General features: G+C 44.3%; 8 protein-coding genes. 5 read left to right on the top strand and 3 right to left on the bottom strand.

Going from position 1 to position 17441, the window contains the following annotated elements; translation table 11 throughout:
- Positions 1–147: 147 nt before the first annotated feature.
- Together RAH45_RS06230 and RAH45_RS06225 are read left to right on the top strand one after the other, a co-directional pair.
- Positions 148–1359: a glycosyltransferase family protein gene (locus RAH45_RS06230; RefSeq protein WP_198327799.1), complete on the top strand. Its 1212-nt coding sequence runs from the start codon at positions 148–150 to the stop codon at positions 1357–1359.
- 369 nt (positions 1360–1728) lie between these two features.
- Positions 1729–1932, top strand: coding sequence for a CsbD family protein (locus RAH45_RS06225; RefSeq protein ID WP_198327862.1), 204 nt, complete (start codon positions 1729–1731; stop codon positions 1930–1932).
- 144 nt (positions 1933–2076) lie between these two features.
- Here the strand turns inward: RAH45_RS06225 and RAH45_RS06220 are convergent, their stop codons facing one another.
- Both RAH45_RS06220 and RAH45_RS06215 read right to left on the bottom strand, forming a co-directional pair.
- The gene (locus RAH45_RS06220; RefSeq protein WP_306495842.1) at positions 2077–3081 is read right to left on the bottom strand and encodes a phosphatase PAP2 family protein; all 1005 of its coding nucleotides are present in this window, start codon (positions 3079–3081) and stop codon (positions 2077–2079) included.
- 15 nt (positions 3082–3096) lie between these two features.
- On the bottom strand, positions 3097–5082 hold the full coding sequence (locus RAH45_RS06215; protein WP_198327801.1) for a protein-L-isoaspartate(D-aspartate) O-methyltransferase: 1986 nt from the start codon (positions 5080–5082) through the stop codon (positions 3097–3099).
- 682 nt (positions 5083–5764) lie between these two features.
- On the opposite strand from RAH45_RS06215, the gene RAH45_RS06210 reads away from it, so the two are divergent.
- From RAH45_RS06210 to RAH45_RS06200, 3 genes are all read left to right on the top strand, one after another.
- Positions 5765–7282, top strand: a complete 1518-nt coding sequence (locus tag RAH45_RS06210) for an exonuclease SbcCD subunit D C-terminal domain-containing protein (RefSeq protein ID WP_198327802.1) — start codon at positions 5765–5767, stop codon at positions 7280–7282.
- A 79-nt stretch (positions 7283–7361) separates the two neighbouring features.
- Positions 7362–11372, top strand: a complete 4011-nt coding sequence (locus RAH45_RS06205) for an AAA family ATPase (RefSeq protein ID WP_306495840.1) — start codon at positions 7362–7364, stop codon at positions 11370–11372.
- 30 nt (positions 11373–11402) lie between these two features.
- A complete protein-coding gene (locus tag RAH45_RS06200; RefSeq protein ID WP_306495838.1) occupies positions 11403–12470 on the top strand; it encodes a WG repeat-containing protein in 1068 nt (355 codons plus the stop codon).
- A 126-nt stretch (positions 12471–12596) separates the two neighbouring features.
- Here the strand turns inward: RAH45_RS06200 and RAH45_RS06195 are convergent, their stop codons facing one another.
- Positions 12597–17405, bottom strand: a complete 4809-nt coding sequence (locus RAH45_RS06195; RefSeq protein ID WP_306495836.1) for an NAD-glutamate dehydrogenase — start codon at positions 17403–17405, stop codon at positions 12597–12599.
- Positions 17406–17441: the final 36 nt, after the last annotated feature.

Here is a 17441-nt window from a genome sequence, read left to right as displayed (position 1 = left end):
GCTACTAGGATGAATTTTACGCAGCCTCTGTCTGCGTAGGCACAGCACGCAAGTAAAATTTGTGCTAGTAGCGCGTTTAAATTTATATAACCGTCTTATTTTCAACTGATCATAGTTATATGAGATAACATCAAAAGGGAGAATAAGATGTCAGATTTTTTCCAAAACGGCGTTATAACAACACTACAAAATGTGGGAAATCGCTCCTTAGAAAGCATAGAAGAAGAGTTGTTGCACTTTTCAAAACGCAGAAACATGGTGCTTTTGCTTCCCGCTCTCTACTCAGAGTTTGAAACGCCAGCGATGCAGACTATTATTGATGAGCTTAAAAACGTGAAGTATCTCTATAAAATTATACTTGGACTCGATGGTGCAACTGAGGAGCAGTTTTTAGAAGTAAAGAAACGTATGAGCATTTTGGAGTGTAGTGTTGAGGTACTTTGGAATGATGGTCCAAACGTAAAAAAGATATATAAAGAGCTTACAGATGAGGGTTTTCCTGGTTTAGACACTCCAGGAAAAGGTCGTAATGTCTGGACGATGATAGGTTATGGTCTCACAGATCAAGATAACTATGCTTTTGCCCTGCATGATTGTGACATAGTAAACTACTCACGAGCGCTTGTTGCACGGCTTTTTTACCCCATAGTACACCCCGGACTTGATTTTGAGTTTAACAAAGGCTATTACTCTCGCGTTACAAACAAGCTCCACGGTCGTGTGACCCGTCTTTTTTATACACCACTCATAAAAGCCCTCAAGATCACTTTTGGCTCAAACCAGTACTTGGAGTATATGCAGAGTTTTCGTTATGCCCTCTCTGGAGAGTTCGCATTTATCCGCTCTCTTGGTCGTGGTATTGCGATTTCTCCTACTTGGGGGCTTGAGGTTTCAACACTCTCAGAAGTTTATAACAACACCTCAAACCGTCGTATCTGTCAAACAGAAATCATGGAGAGTTATGAGCATAAACATCAAGACTTAGGCTCAAAAAGTGAAGGTGGTGGCATTTACAAGATGGCAAACGATATAGCTAAAACTCTTTTTAGAATTTTAGCTCAAGAGGGAGTGGTTTTTTCAGAAGCCTCTTTTAAAACACTCCTTGCTTCATACTACCAGCAGTCGCGTATTGAAATTTCAAAGTACAATACACTCAGTAAGATAAATGCCCTTGAGTACAACCGCCAAAATGAGATAAGGGCAGTCGAAGCTTTTGAAGAGGCTATCAAAGAAGCTGCAGCTGAATTTTGTGAGGATCCAATGGGTGTGACATCCCTCTCTCCATGGATTACAGTGCGTTCCGTTTTACCTGGCTTTTCCGATAGATTTAGAGCGATGGTAAAAGAGGAGTCAAAATGATGGTTATAATCCCAGTTCGGAATAAGTGATTCATTAAGCTGCTGATAGTAACGGTCTAATTAAAATCATAACTTATACCGTCATAACAAATCAGCGGACTTAACAATAGTTCAGCAACACTTTAAACATTCGTTATACAGACAGCCCAATTGAGTCTCTCTATATTAGATATGTCAGCTTGAAGTTTAATAATTGCTGATAGCTTATTTATAAATAAAAAAAATAAAAGATGGATGAGCTTAGTCTTGGTATAGATGCGTTGACTCAACCACTCATAAATGGAAAAGGAAAACCATAATGGACAATCAAAATGTGAACGAAAAAAGTATGGATGAACAGTACAAAAACAATCAAAAAATGGATAATGATATGAATAACCAGACACTAAAAGGCGAATGGAACCAGCTCAAAGGTTCAGTAAAACAAAAATGGGCAGATTTAACAGATGACGATCTCACCCATATCGAAGGTGACCGCGATAAATTAGTCGGTCGTGTCCAAGAGCGTTATGGTCAATCAAAAGAAGATGCTGAACGTGATGTAGACAACTGGCGTAACCAAAATAACTATTGATTATAGTGTCTTTAATAGTTATACCCTTAAAACGCAACAAGCCCGTGGCTATGGTCACGGGCTTTTTTAGTCAATCTAATTAGGACTTGATCCTTTATCAGTGTGCTATTTGTGTCGATACTTCATAGTAGCTTACTACAATGGTTAAGATAACATTGGAAGTTGATAGATTTTTGCGTAAATCAACGTACTAATAAATACGCCTAACCCGCTCAGCCAGATTATGTATACATGAGAAGTTGACCACTCGACTTTCCATACGATCTTATCTTTAGCGCTTAACCACTCCGTAATACTAATGCCAAGCGTCAACCAAAACGCACCTACAAGATAGCCGCCCAGTACATCGCTTAAATAATGCTGGTTCAGTACCACTCTGCTCAAGCCGATCAATAGGATAAAAAGTATGGCTATGGTCGTTATACGAATTTTTTGCGCAAAATTTTGGTTAAATCGAATTAGCAGGTAAGCGATAAAGCCATATAACGCCATAGCAGTCGTCGCATGACCACTTGGAAATGAAAAAGTTTGTACGGCAAGCAAGCTATTATCAGGACGCTCGCGCTCCAATACATGTTTTAGCAAATAAGTCACGGTAGTACTGCTTAAAGTAGCAATCAATAACCCTACTATGATATAGCGTTGCTGCCTTACCCAGCAGCTCAGCGCAGCAAGCAGAACCACCAAAACATAGATAGGAGTAGACGCAAAGCTGGTTATCAGCACAAAAAAACCGACACTATCAGAATCTGGTCGCAAACTTATTCGCGCTGATAAAAAACGATCTATCATTACGACAGCCCCAACAGGATTTGGTAAGGCCACAGCGTTGATTAGCGTTATAAATAACACTAATATGCAGGCCATCATCACGCATAACAGTGTCAAAGGTAGACGATAGAAATGCTGTACATCAAACTGCTGAGACAGTATTCTATAAGACTTGGGATACTTGTCTTTAAATTGTATGAAACGTTGGTTTTGTGCAAAATCTCGATGAGTCCGCGCCACATAACGAGTCACTTGTGTAAAAAGACTCTGGCCATAGCGGATAGCCACGTACTGCCATAACAACAAAACAATGATGACCAGAAAAATCAGACCAGTTAAGACGAATAATGGCTGGTTTTCTGGTATAAATGATGTCATTGTTCACCCTAGTGCTTATAATCCAAACGAGAAGATATCGAGCTCACCTTCTTCCCTCTCTTTACTTAACGCCTCAACCGCGCGCGATTCATCAAACCAGATATACTCATCAAACTGCGCCGGCAAAGAGGCATAAAAATAATGACTTTGTCGCTCAGTCTGGGGTCTATAAATGACGCCGATCGCGCGCTCAAGTCGCTCTGGAAGTAGCTTTTTACGCACCTCATCATCTAAAGGATATCGCAGCGGTAAAAGTAAGTTATCAGCGGGCGCATCGTGAAAGAGGCGCTCATAACTGTCTGGTCGCGCGTGCTGAACTTTTTTTATCTCCATCGCACCATCCCAGTCAGAAGCTGCAGCCACCGTACCATGATCGGTGCCAAAGCCGATGTTGTAGACTTTGTCGCCAAATTTTTGCCGTGCCAATTGACCTATATTTAGCTCGCCGCGAGCGCTCATTTGGGTGGCTCGAGCATCGCCGATGTGGGAATTGTGCGCCCAAACGACCGCCTTTGATTCAGACCCTTTAAAGTCAAGCACCGCCTGTAAGGTGTCCATCATGTGCTGATCGCGCTGATTCCATGAGCTGTCTGTCGCGTAATACATGGTTCGGTAATAGCGTTCGGCATCGACGATCAGCCTAGCGTTTTGTTTGGCATCAAAAAACTGCTCTTCATTGGCGGCAGCGTACTCTAAACGCTTCTTGAGTAAATCTTGCAGGTTTTTGAGTACCTCGGTCTCGCAGTCCCTATGTTGCTGAGTAATCACAGCACGGCCGTATAAAGAAGGCTCATCCGCCCAAGGCATCAAACAGCCATAACGCTCGCGGGCAATGTCTGCCGTCTTAGGATCCACGTCTTGTAAATAGCTCAAGACGCTTTCGATAGAGCCGTATAAGCTGTATAAATCCAAACCATAAAACCCTACTTTTTGCTCAGTAGATTTGCCTTTATTATAGTCATGAAGCCAATGGGTAAATGTGAGCATAGACTGATTGGCCCACATCCAAGTCGGGAATCTAGAAAACGGTTTATGTTGACGCCGCGCATCTTGCTCTTGCCCACGAATATAACGATTGATGTGCGCCGCATCCGGCCAGTCCGCTTCAGCGGTAACAATGGTAAAGCCCTTTTTCTCGATAAGCGCTTTGGTGATTTTTGCCCGCATATCATAAAATTCAGCAGTGCCATGTGACGCCTCGCCCAGCAGCACCACACGGCTATCGCCGATACGCTCTAAAAGATTGTCTAGATTGACCTCATCGATACTGGCAAAAGACTCACTTGCTTGACCAATCAATTCAGGCAAAGTTGACGCCTTTGACGTGTCCTCGCTTTTTTCTTTACTGCTTTTATCGTGCCAACCTGCCGCGCCAATTAAGGGGACAAAACGAACGCCGCCTAAATCCTCTGTTTGATAGTCCTCTTGACTGACGCGCCGAAAGCGAAGCAGCTTTTGTGATTTTAAGGAGGCACCGACAGGAATGACCAATCGCCCACCAATCGCTAACTGCTCTTTAAGCGTCTGCGGAACCTCAGGCGCTCCTGCGGCAACGATGATGGCATCAAAAGGTGCTTTGTCCGCCCAGCCAAGCGTCCCATCGCCGTGTTTGACTTGAATATTGGTATACCCCAGCGCGTTGAGTTTGGCCTTCGCTGTATCGGCCAATGCCTTGTGGCGCTCAATCGTATAGACAGTATCGCAAATCTCCCCAAGCACGGCGGCGGCATAGCCTGATCCTGTCCCAACCTCAAGCACGCGGTCACCTGATTGCAGCTCAAGCGCGGCTGTCATTAAGGCCACAATATAAGGCTGCGAGATGGTCTGACTCTCTTCAATAGGTAAAGGGGCATCCCTATAAGCAGAATCGATAAGATCGGCAGGTATAAATTTTTCACGCGGCACGCTACCTAGTGCATCCAGTACCGTTTGATCATGTAGACCCCGCGCTACGAGCTGGTCATCTATCATCTGCTGTCTGCGAGCTTTAAAGTTATCCATGATGATTTCCTTGATTTTCATTTTGGAGGTTTCAATAATCTAAAAGTTGCAAGATTCTAGATATCGTCAGTCCTAAACAAAGTAGATAAAAAAATATCTAACTGAAGAAAATTCAATTTTAGCTGGAGGTTTTTAAAAATAACATCAATAATTTTTAACTTGCTTGTAATCTTTTTAAAATTAATACCCTGTATTTATTCTATAAACCTACAATTCGTTTATTAAAAAACACGTAGTTTGCCAATAGAGTTTAACAATTATTAAGCCAAATATTATTTAGGCTACGGCTAATGATTATCTAATTCAATGTGATTGTATCTATTCTGTGTAGGGTTAACGTAATATATTTATTTTGAATTACATATGTTTAAGGTATACCCCAACGGAACCAGTAATTTCACCCTTAAAACCTATTAACAGACCACTTAAAACAGACTGGTATAATGGAACTACTAATAATAGACCGCTAGACTTTTTTAACTCTTACTCTTATGACATCACCGATACCCATTTTCTTGCATTTGATGAGCATTTTACTGACCAAAGTTCAATTTACTCATCAATGCTGAATAAGTCTTTCCGTCTTTTTCACAGTGAATCAATCACAAGTTTATAAGCAAAGCAAACCACAGCAATTCTTGCTAGAATAATCGCAGTCTTTTAACCATTATTAAGTTCACTTATGCCTGCATTTGCTATTAAACCGCTTACTATTCTTCATACCTCCGACTGGCATTTGGGACGCAGACTTTATGGGCGCATGCGTTATGAGGAATTTGAAGCCTTTTTAAGTTGGCTACAAGAGACCATTAGCGCGCAAAAAGTGGACGTACTTATCGTAGCCGGTGATATCTTTGACACCATGACCCCAAGTAACAGAGCCCAAGCGCTGTATTATGAGTTTTTAGGTAAAGTATCAAAATTGTGCTGCGAGCATATAGTCATCGTCGCGGGCAACCACGACTCCCCGACTTTTTTAGATGCCCCCAGTAAAGTCTTAAAGTTTCTAAATGTCCATGTCATCGGTACTGCTTGTGACGATTTAAATGATGAAGTGTTGGTTTTAGACGCGATTGATGGCACACCGCATTGTATTATCGCCGCTGTACCCTATCTGCGCGACCGCGATGTGCGTGGTAGCCATGCTGGCGAGTCAGCGGATAGCAAAGATACCAATGTTATCAAGGGTATTCGAGCGCATTATGATGAAGTGGCTAGCATTGCCAAAGCAAGACAGGAGCATTTAAGCGACGCTCATCAGCGCCATATTCCTATTATTGCGACGGGACATTTATTCGCCGCAGGTAGTAAAACTACAGAAGATGATGGCGTGCGCGATCTTTATGTTGGCTCGCTCGGTCAAATCTCCGCTGATATGTTTGATGAGTGCTTTGATTATGTGGCACTGGGGCATTTACATGTGCCGCAACGCGTCGGCGGCTGTGAGCATATCCGCTATTCAGGCTCGCCTATCGCCATGGGTTTTGGCGAAGCAAAGCAGCAAAAACAAGTGTTATTGGTAGAGTTTGGCGAAGTAGAAAAATCTTTATCTGATGAAAGTACTATTCTTCAGCCTGCCAATACTACAAGTAAGGTTAAAAAAGTCGCGAAAAAAGCAGCCATTCAAACGCCTGAATTTATGGATGATTTATTTGCTTTTGTTGAGCAAGAAGAAAGCGCCGCAATTAACGTCGATGAAAAACCCTTTACTCAGTCAAAGGCGATGCAGCTTGATTCTACTTTTACAACGTCTGATTTAACTTCCCAACGACTGCATCATGATGAGTCACGGCAAATGCAGGTAATCTCGCTGCCGATTCCTTGCTTTCAAAAACTGGCGCAGATAACGGGCGATTTGACCGCCATCGCTGCTACGATAAAATCATTAAAGCCCTCAGAGTCTATTTGGCTAGAAGTGATTTATGACGGTGATGAAATCGTCAATGAGCTGCGTGAAGAAGTGAATGCCATGATCGAGGGTTTCACTTGCGAAGTGTTAAAAATCAAAAATACGCGCACCTACAATAAAGTCCTCAATCAGCAGCAATCTTCTGTAACCTTACAAGATTTAAATGAGCTTGATGTGTTTGATAAATGCTTAGAAATCAATGGCATTGCCGATACCCAAAAAGCCTCATTACGCAGCGCCTATCAGCAGATACTCCATAATATCTACCATGATGACGTTCAAGCTGAATAAATGAGCAATGAGCGCGGCATCAAAACATAAGTTCCAAAGCCCAATCACAACCATCCATTCAAACGACAAAGACCGACACATGCGCCTAATCGAACTGCGACTCAAAAACTTAAACTCTTTAAAGGGCGAATGGCATATCGATTTCGCTGATTCCGCGTTTATCAATGAAGGCATATTTGCCATTACTGGACAGACCGGCGCTGGCAAGACCACGATTTTGGATGCGATTTGTCTGGCGCTATATGGTGAGACGCCGCGGATCAATAACATCAGTAAAAGTAGCAACGAGGTCATGACGCGGCAAACGGCAGAGTGTTTCGCGGAAGTGGTCATTGATTTAAATGGCACGCAATATCGCTGCCGCTGGGGGCAGCGCCGCGCTTATGGCAAGGCGGATGGTAACTTGCAAGATGCCACCCATGAGATTGCTTTGGTAACGCCCAAAACTGACGATGACAGTAATGCCGATAGCAAAGATGACAAGCTTAAAGGCGATGAAATACTAGAAAGCAAACTCTCACGCACCAAAGAAAAAATTGTTGAGCTGACACGAATGGATTTTCAGCAGTTCACGCGTTCAATCTTACTGGCGCAGGGCAGTTTTTCCGCGTTTTTAAAGGCTAAGGCCGATGAGCGCGCCGATATCTTAGAAAAAATCACGGGTACAGATATCTACGCGACGATATCGACCCATGTTTTTGAAAAAAAACGCGCGGAAGAAGAAATTTTAAATAAACTACAGTTTGGCTTAGAGGGTTTAACTTTGTTAGACGCCGATGAAGAAGCGCTGATTAAGGAAAAATTAACCTTGCATCAAACCGCGCAAACCCAGCAGCAACAACAGTATCAACGTCTGCAAGCGCAAATCAATTGGCTCGATACGGTGGCAGAATTAGAAAAAAACGTCGATAATCATCAAAACGAGGTTACGGTTGCCAAGCAAGCGCAGGCAGATTTCGCTCCTGACGCTAAGCGTCTTAACGCCGCCAATAAAGCCTTGGAGATTGACAGCCAATACAGTCAACTTGCCTATAATCGTAATGACGTTAAACGTTTGCAAAATGATCAGCAGGCACTAAATCATCAGCTGCCGCAGCAACAAGAGCGCCTTGCGCACGCGGTGAATGCGCTAAAAGCAGCTGACACTGATACGCAGAGCGCCTATGACGAGCTGCAAATCACGTTACCAAAAATTGCTCACGCTCGTAAGCTCGATGGGGCAATCGCCCAGCAAATGCAGGTGTTAGACGATCAGCAGCAAAGAAAACAACGCCTGGCGACCAATACGCAAGGCTTACGCCAAGAGATAGAAAATCATACCGTCCAATTCAATCAGGACAAGGCCCAGTTAGCAACGATAGAAAAATATTTGATTAACGCCGCCGCTTTGCACGATATAGATACCGATGCGGCAAATTTTGATAGTCATGGCAGCCGCTTAAAAGCGCTGCTGCAAGATAATGCCGCTTTGGCAAACGAAAAAATTGCTCATCATCAGCAATCAATCCAATATCAAACCAATCTTGATCAATGTCAGCAGCAGCAAGATGCGACCAACGCTTTGATTGCCAAAGCGCGTGAAGCGCTAGCCACTTTGCAAAAACAGCAGGCAGCATTAACCCAAACGCAGTCATTGGCTGCTATACGTGATGAGCAAGAGCAGATTGAGCACACGCACAGCCAGATAGAGCAAGTGAGCTCTAAGGCACAGCAAATTGAAGCGCTTGCTAGCCAAATCAATAAGATAAACACTGCCCTGCCGACCATTAATGATACCTTGACCAAACTGGCGGCGAGCATTACTGACAACGAAGCGCTTATGGCAGACGCCAAAGACCGACGTCAAGATAAGCAAAAGCTGCTCGATTCATGGCAACAGGTTGCCAGTTTAGAGCGTTATATTACCCAACTAAAAGAGGGCGATCCTTGCCCGCTTTGCGGTGCGCGCGAGCATCCTTATGGCGCCCATCATCCTGTATTGAACAAAGAGCCATCCGAAGTGGCTCAAACGCAGCAGCAAATAAGCGAGCTGGATACGACGATAAATACGCTAGAACAAACCATCTCCAAGCAGCGTATTGAATATGCCACCACACAAAATCAGATTAAGCAGTTGCACGAGCAAAAAACCCCACTCTATGAGCAGATAAAAAAACTGGGCGCGGACAGCAATGACTTAATACAGCCGCTTTTGGCTAAAACCTATTCTAACGCCATGACTGAAAGCATGACTCAGCTTGGCCAAATTGGCATAGATATGGATTTGTTGAGTGAACAAATAGCTGACGACTCAACAGATTGCACACTGATAAAAGAGCGCTTAATAAAAGATGGTTTGTTATTGCTAGAGACGATTAAAGACCAACTCAGTAAGCGCAAGCAGTCTTTAAAAGACACGCTTACACAACATGAAGCACTAAGCGATGAGCTTGCTAAAACGAATAAAACCATTGAGACGTTTGAAAAGCAGCAGTATCAGCTTGCCACTGATATTCATGAGATTAAGAGCAATAGTCAAATAAGCACGCTGGCTTTGGATGCTATCGAGAAAAAAATCTCGACGAATTTTGCCGAATTAACGCAGCTTAAAGACGCTATATTGGCGATATTAAATAAATATCTTGCGGGCAAGTATGAGCTAGATGCCGTTACCAAACCTGCTGCTTTACAGCCGCTGCTAGCGAGTATTGACCAGCAAGTTATGCTAAATAAAGCTGACTATGAGGTTCACCTTGATACGCTGCGTCAGCAGCGTAGTAGTTTGGTGCAATTAAAGCAGCAGTTTACTGCTTATAAAAATGCCCAACAAAACCTAATCACTGCGCTTAGCAGCATTACCGTGCAAATCGAAACCAAGCAAGCCCAGTTGGATAAACAAAAGGTTGAGCTTGATGATTTGCTGCAAGCAATTATTGCGAAAACCGAGACACTGGCACAATTAACCACTGAGCGGCGTGATATTTTTGCAGACAATATTTTTGCAGATAACGTGCCGAACATTGGTGTTGATAATAGCAACATGAATATCAATCCTGATGCAGAAGAAGCAAGGTTACGCACTGTCCTTGAACAGGCGCATAGCGAACAAGCAGTAGCGCAGCGGCAGTTAGATAGTGCTGAGCTCACTCTCAAACAATTACAACGACAGCAGCAGTTGCTTGCCGAGCAATTAACGACCGCTAGCACTGCTCTGACGACGCAAGAAGATATTTTTAAAACCGCGCTCGCCAGCTCTGACTTTAGCGATGAAGCAGAATTCATGCGCGCGCGCCTGCCAGCTGCCGAGCGTCATCACTTAACCGAGCAGCAGCAGCAAATCAACGATACGCTCAAGCAAGCGCAATCCCTATTGACTCAAACCTTGCAAGCACTGGCGGAGAAAAAAGCCAACCCTTTAACCACTGAAGATAGAGAGTCGCTGGCTGAGCAGCAGCAATTGGCACAAAATGAATTGCAGCGCTTGATTGAAGCAATCGGCGCCATGAGCCAACAGCTCAAAGACAATGAAGAGAAAAAAGGCAACCAGCAGGCTCAGCGCCAAGCCATTGCTCATCAAAAAGACACCTTGCAAGTCTGGCGACAGCTCAATGAACTGATAGGCTCAAGCAGTGGCAAAAAGTATCGTACCTTTGCCCAAGGTCTGACCTTTGATATCATGGTGACCCATGCCAATGCCCAACTGCATAAAATGAGCGATCGCTATTTGCTGGCGCGTGACGACAATAGTCCGCTCGAGCTCAATGTCATTGACAACTATCAAGGTGGCGAGAGACGCAGCACTAAAAATCTCTCTGGCGGTGAAGGCTTTATTATCAGCCTAGCATTAGCGCTCGGACTGTCGCAGATGGCCAGTCATAATATTCGCGTCGATTCGTTATTTTTGGACGAAGGCTTTGGCACCCTTGATGAGGAATCACTGGATATCGCCCTCGATACCTTGACCAGCTTACAGCAAGAAGGCAAATTGATTGGCGTCATCTCGCACGTGCAGGCGCTAAAAGAGCGTATTTTGACCCAAATTCAAGTCACTAAGCTCTCAGGTGGCTTTAGTAAAATCACTGGACAAGGCTGTTATCATATTGCCAGTTAATGGCTAAAGTAATTTTAAGGTGGCACATTTATGCATACTCTATTTAAAATTATTTATATTAATGCGCGTTTGCTTACTGCTTTTATATTTACCATTACTGCTTTTACTTTAAGTTTGACGTCTGCGCAGGCGACGATTAATTGCGCCGGAACTTTACCCAGTAGCTACTTTGAGCGTATTGAAAATAATACGCCGTTTGCTGGCAAGTTGATCGAACAAGCTGACGGGTCGCAGCAGCTGCAAGACCTAAGTGGTCATGTTGTCATGGATAATTTGTCCGATGCTTATATCGTGATGGACAGCTATGTGCTTGCTAAGCAGGATAGTAAATACGGCGTTATCAATGCTGCTGGCAAGATTATTGTCCCTTTTGAATATGACGCTATTCAAACCGAGCCGGATATCGCAACCAGCTTTATTGTCAGCGTCAAATCATCAGATGCGACAACCAGACAAGGTATTATCAATCGTCATGGTGATTGGATTTTTCCACTAACTACGGCACCTATCGAGCATGCGCACTACGATTCTGATCATGACCAAGATTATTTTAAAATAACTAGCAATCAAGGGCGCACAGGACTGCTTGATGATAAAGGCTACTGGGCAATCATGCCAAAGTATAAGGCGATTCATCCGTTAAATGCTTGTACAGGTCAGCTTTTATATTTGCAAGTGAGCTTAAACGACGAGACAGCACTCATTGACCAACATAACCAAGTCATCATTCCGTTTGCCGCCCATCAACATATCGAAGCGTTTAATACTTCTGCTAAGCCGCCGCTATTTTTGCGCAGTACGTTAGTCGATGGTAGCACCGCTACAGGCATGAGCGAAGATATCCAAGACGAGATTGTTAGCGCGCAGATTATCGATGCCAATGGTAAGTTAATCCTCGCATCAGACACCCCCATCAGAAAGCTGCTATACCATCAGCTTTATACTTATAAGCAAGCGGGCAAGTTTGGCATTATGAATGATAAAGGTGATGTGATACTAACACCTCAATTTGCTAGCTATCGTGACGATGGTGAGAAAGTCTGGGTTGAAAAAGACGGCAAAATGCGCCGTTTAAATACCTTTATAACCTTAAATTAGCCTTTTTAGTTTTCTTTTTATTATTGAAAAACAAAAAATCACCGTTAACTCATAACGGTGATTTTTTTCTATAAACATATAGTCTGGATTTTCTGTAATTTGCTATCTGGCTTATTTTTTAGCTTATTACTTACTTACCAGCCCACTAAGCTCACTCATCAATACCGATAACGTTGATAAACTAATATCACTTTCATCATTGCTATCAATTTTTTGCATCTCAGCGGTGATGGAATCAAGCTGACTTTCATGACGAGATTTCCAGTCATTAAAGGCTTGTTTGGCATCAGGCTGCTTTAATAAAGTATCCATCAGCATACGCAGACTGCGCGAAACTTCGTTGACAAGGGCATGACGCGCACGGCGATCCCAGTGGTCTTGCTGCGGTAAGGTGGCGATATTGTCCATCATCCAATCTAGCTGTAAAACGTGATAGGCCTCAAAGTATAAAGTGGCAATCTCATCGACTGGGCGTTCATACTGCTCAGCCAACAGCGCGGCATCTAGCGCATCGACATGGTACGGCAACATCGCGAACATCGCCGCGTCATCCGCAGACAGCTCGTCTTCCGTTAAGCTTGTGATGTCTTCTTGCAAATACTCTGAGAATTGCTGCTCGATAAAACCGCCTGCTTTGGTCAATTTTTCCACACTGTCTTCAAAGCGCTCGATCATATCGGCAACTTGTAAATCCTGACCAAAGGCATTGATAAACCACACTACGCCATTTTCAAGCGCATCACGCAAACGTAGCTCAAGCTCAAGTAGCAAGGTGGCATCGACTTGATTGTCTAGTGACTCAAGTTTTTCCCAAGCTTTTGATACATGGAAGACATCACGAGCAATCGCATAGCCGCGCGCAATCGTAGCAAGCGTTTGCCCCGTTTCCTCAAATAAACGGAATAAGGCTTCGATACCCAAACGGTTGACGATGCTATTGGTCAAATAAGTACTGATGATTTCACGGTGCAGGCGATGTTCTTTCATCTCATCAAAGAAGTTTGCTGCCAGCTCATCAGGGAAGTATTGGCGCAGCTCATTAACGAAATACGGCGCATCAGGCAAATCTGACGCCAACAAATTATCGTACACCCACATTTTGCCGTAAGCCATCACAACTGCCAGCTCTGGATTGGTGAGACCTGTGCCCGCTTTTTGACGCTTGGCAATCTCTTCATCCGATGGCAGATATTCAATGGCGCGATCAAGACGTCCTTCGCTTTCTAACATTTGAATAAAGCGTTGATGGTCACTTAAATTTGCCGCCGCGCGTAGATGGCTGAGCTCAAGCGCCTGTGGTTGTAGATAGTTTTGGCGCAGTACCAATTCAGCGACCGTATCGGTCATAGACTCTAACAGCTCATTACGCTGCTTGAGCGTCATGTCGCCTTGCTCAACCACTTTACCCAGTAAAATCTTAATATTGACTTCATGATCCGAGCAGTTGACGCCGCCTGAGTTGTCAATGGCATCGGTATAAATGCGCCCGCCCGTTTGTGCGTATTCGATACGCCCTTGCTGGGTAAAGCCTAAGTTACCGCCTTCGCCAACGACCGCCGCCCGCAGCTCACCACCGTTGACGCGCACGGCATCATTGGCGCGGTCACCAACATCGGCATGACTTTCATTGGCGCTTTTCACGTAAGTTCCGATACCGCCATTCCAAATCAAATCAACTGGCGATTTTAGCAGCGCGCTGATTAACTCGTTGGGTGCAAGGCTATCTTCACTGATATCAAATAATGCTTTCATCTCAGGGCTAATAACAATGGTTTTATCTTGACGTGAGAACACGCCACCACCTTGGCTGATGAGCGATTTTTCATAGTCGTCCCACGTTGAACGCGGCAGATTAAATAAACGCTCACGCTCGGTATAAGACGCGGCGGTATCTGGGTTTGGATCGATAAAGATATGTAGATGGTTAAAGGCTGCGACCAACTTAGTATGTGTGGATCTGAGCATGCCGTTACCAAAAACGTCGCCACTCATATCGCCAATACCAACAACGGTGAAATCATCACGGTTTTGAATGTCCATACCGCGCATACGGAAGTGGCGCTTGACCGACTCCCAACCACCGCGAGCGGTGATACCCATCGCTTTATGGTCATAACCGACCGAGCCGCCTGAAGCAAAGGCATCATCGAGCCAAAAGTTATACTCGCTTGATAAGGCATTGGCGATATCTGAGAAGGTAGCGGTACCTTTATCAGCAGCAACGACTAAGTACGGGTCATCTTCGTCGTGACGCACCGTATTGGCTGGCGGGACAATTTTGCCATCGACAATATTGTCGGTCACATCCAGCATACCGCGCAGGAACGCTTGATAACAGGCGATGCCCTCTGCTTGGAAAGCTTCACGGCCATCAGCCATGGTTTTGGTCTTGACGATAAAACCGCCTTTGGAGCCAACCGGGACAATGACCGCGTTTTTGACCATTTGCGCTTTGACTAGACCAAGTACTTCGGTACGGAAATCTTCCATACGGTCCGACCAGCGCAGCCCGCCGCGAGCGACTTTACCGCCGCGTAAATGCACCGCTTCAACGCGCGGTGAATAAACAAATATCTCAAACATAGGCTTAGGTTTGGGTAAGTTTGGAATATCTGCCGCCAAAAACTTAAACGATAAACGGTCTTTACGTTGACCATCTGCTTCTCTTTGATAGAAGTTGGTACGCACCATGGCATTAATCAAATCTAAATACCAACGCAGGATACGATCTTCATCTAAACTACTGACACCAGCCAAGGCGCTGTTGATTTGCTCTCGAGTTTGACTGGTTTTGCTGGCGCGCTCCTCTTCACTGTATTTAGGATTCATGCGCGCATCGAATAGCTCGCTTAAGGCAATGCTAATGGCACTATTTTTTACCACGGTTTGCTGAATATAAGCACTAGAGAACGGCGCTTTTGCTTGCATCATATAACGCGATAAGGCACGCAGTACCACCACATCGTACGTATCGAGTTTGGTGGTTAATACCAGCTCATTAAAGGAATCACTCTCAACGCGCCCTGCCCATATTTGCTTAAGGCTATCTTCAAACTGCGCGCGTACCACTTGCATATCGATGGTGTCAACATGTTCCAATACCAGCTCATACTCTTGCATCCAAATCGGCTGCTCTGGTAAATCGAACTCATAGGTTTGGGCAGAAATGACCGATACGCCAAAGTTTTCTAGTACCGGCAAGACTTTTGAGAGAATCACAGGGTTTTGGCGACCATATAGTTTTAGGTGCAGCTGATTGCTGGCGCCGCCCGTTGACTTATATAAATGCCAAATCATTGGCTGCTCGTCATTTAAACTCGCCAGACGTTTGGTATCTTCGACCGCCGTCCGCGCATCAAAGCGTTCTTGATAGGCTGCTGGAATATAGCTTAAGAAGCGGCGCATTAAGGCATTTGCTTGCTGCTCGCCGACATTATCGAGCAGCATTTTTTGATAATTATCGCGCCATGATTGCATGAGAGCCGACAGCTTATCCTGTAGCGCCGCCGTATCCACGTCATTCACTTGACCCGGTATCGTACGCACATGGACGTGGACGCGGGCGTGTTCTGATTCGTTAAATTCCGTGGTAAAGCCAGATGACGTACCGCCGTAAGCGTCTTTTAAGACGTTTTGTACTTTAATACGCAGCTCGGTATTGAATTTATCACGTGGAATATAGACCAAGCAGGATACAAAGCGCTGATAATGATCGACTCGGCTAAATAAGCGCAAGCTTTTTTTATCTTGCAATTGGCTAATACCAGAGACGATAGGATATAACTCTTCAACGCTGGCTTGAAACAAATCATCGCGCGGTAAAGAGTTAATCACATGCATCATTTTATGATACGCATGACCATCACGTGGTAAATCCGCCATCGCCATGATTTTATTGGCTTTTTCACGTAGCAGCGGAATCTGTTGTACGCTTAGCTGATAGGCTTGCGCGGTAAATAGACCGATAAAGCGATATTCGCCAATCAGCTTGCCATGGTCATCAAACTTATGAATGCCTAAAAAATCCATGTATACCGGGCGATGAACGGGTGACACACGGCTTGATTTAGACAACATCAATACGCGTGGCTCGGTTAATAACTTTTTTAGATTATGAGGCAACTCATCAAAGCTTTTTGAGAGCGTATCCTCACTTCCGCCGCGCAACAGGCCAAGCCCACTATTACCAATGGCAAATAAGTCTAAATTGTCATCATTTTCTAAGCGGTACTCGCGATAGCCTAAAAAGATAAAATGCTCGTCTAATACCCAATCCAAAAACGCTTGAATTTCTTGCGGCGAATAATACACTTCGGGTAGATTTTGACCAGCCAGCTCCGCTTTTATATCGGTCAGCTTGCCGCGTATCTGCTGCCAGTCATCAACGACGATATCAAGGGTATCGATTTTTGCCAGCAGCATCTGCTTTAATGCCGCCAACTCGTCATTGTTTTGATAAGCGATTTCGCAATGAATCAAAGACATTTTTGAGGTGTCGCTTTCATGCGCACTTTCGACATGAGTGATATCGCCATTTTCATCGCGCTCGACGCCAATAATAATATTATAAGTACGATGGACGTCGATACCTTCTGCTTCCAAGCTCATTAAAATGGTATCGACCAAAAATGGTCTGTCGTAAGCGACTATTTGTATAACCGTATGCGAGCTATGAAAATGCTGCTCTTCTGCGATGGGGTTTAAAATAGCAAGCTGCGGCTGACTGCCGTCATAAGCTTTGAGCAAGGTGAAATGATGCAGCGCCATACCAGCCAAATCCATATTACTGATATCTTTCGCCACTTCTTGATGCAACGTCTGATAATAGCTATGAATAAAATGGTCAAATAGCGATTTGTCTTTTTGTACATAACTGGTGGCAATATCGCTTATCTGGCTGATCCGCTCTTTTGCGATATTTAAGTTGTGAGGCATATCCATTGTCCTTTGTTATAGGTTTGTCGTTCTCGT

The sequence above is a fragment of the Psychrobacter sp. van23A genome (assembly GCF_030845275.1).
Taxonomy (GTDB): domain Bacteria; phylum Pseudomonadota; class Gammaproteobacteria; order Pseudomonadales; family Moraxellaceae; genus Psychrobacter; species Psychrobacter faecalis.
Note: the sequence above shows the minus strand (reverse complement) of the source record. Positions and strands in the feature narration are given on the sequence as shown.

Excerpts from the sequence above, each read along its gene's own strand:
- RAH45_RS06210 (WP_198327802.1), top strand. The coding sequence starts at position 5,765 with ATGCCTGCATTTGCTATTAAACCGCTTACTATTCTTCATACCTCCGAC.
- RAH45_RS06225 (WP_198327862.1), top strand. The coding sequence starts at position 1,729 with ATGAATAACCAGACACTAAAAGGCGAATGGAACCAGCTCAAAGGTTCA.
- RAH45_RS06230 (WP_198327799.1), top strand. The coding sequence starts at position 148 with ATGTCAGATTTTTTCCAAAACGGCGTTATAACAACACTACAAAATGTG.
- RAH45_RS06220 (WP_306495842.1), bottom strand. The coding sequence starts at position 3,081 with ATGACATCATTTATACCAGAAAACCAGCCATTATTCGTCTTAACTGGT.
- RAH45_RS06200 (WP_306495838.1), top strand. The coding sequence starts at position 11,403 with ATGCATACTCTATTTAAAATTATTTATATTAATGCGCGTTTGCTTACT.
- RAH45_RS06215 (WP_198327801.1), bottom strand. The coding sequence starts at position 5,082 with ATGGATAACTTTAAAGCTCGCAGACAGCAGATGATAGATGACCAGCTC.
- RAH45_RS06205 (WP_306495840.1), top strand. The coding sequence starts at position 7,362 with ATGCGCCTAATCGAACTGCGACTCAAAAACTTAAACTCTTTAAAGGGC.
- RAH45_RS06195 (WP_306495836.1), bottom strand. The coding sequence starts at position 17,405 with ATGCCTCACAACTTAAATATCGCAAAAGAGCGGATCAGCCAGATAAGC.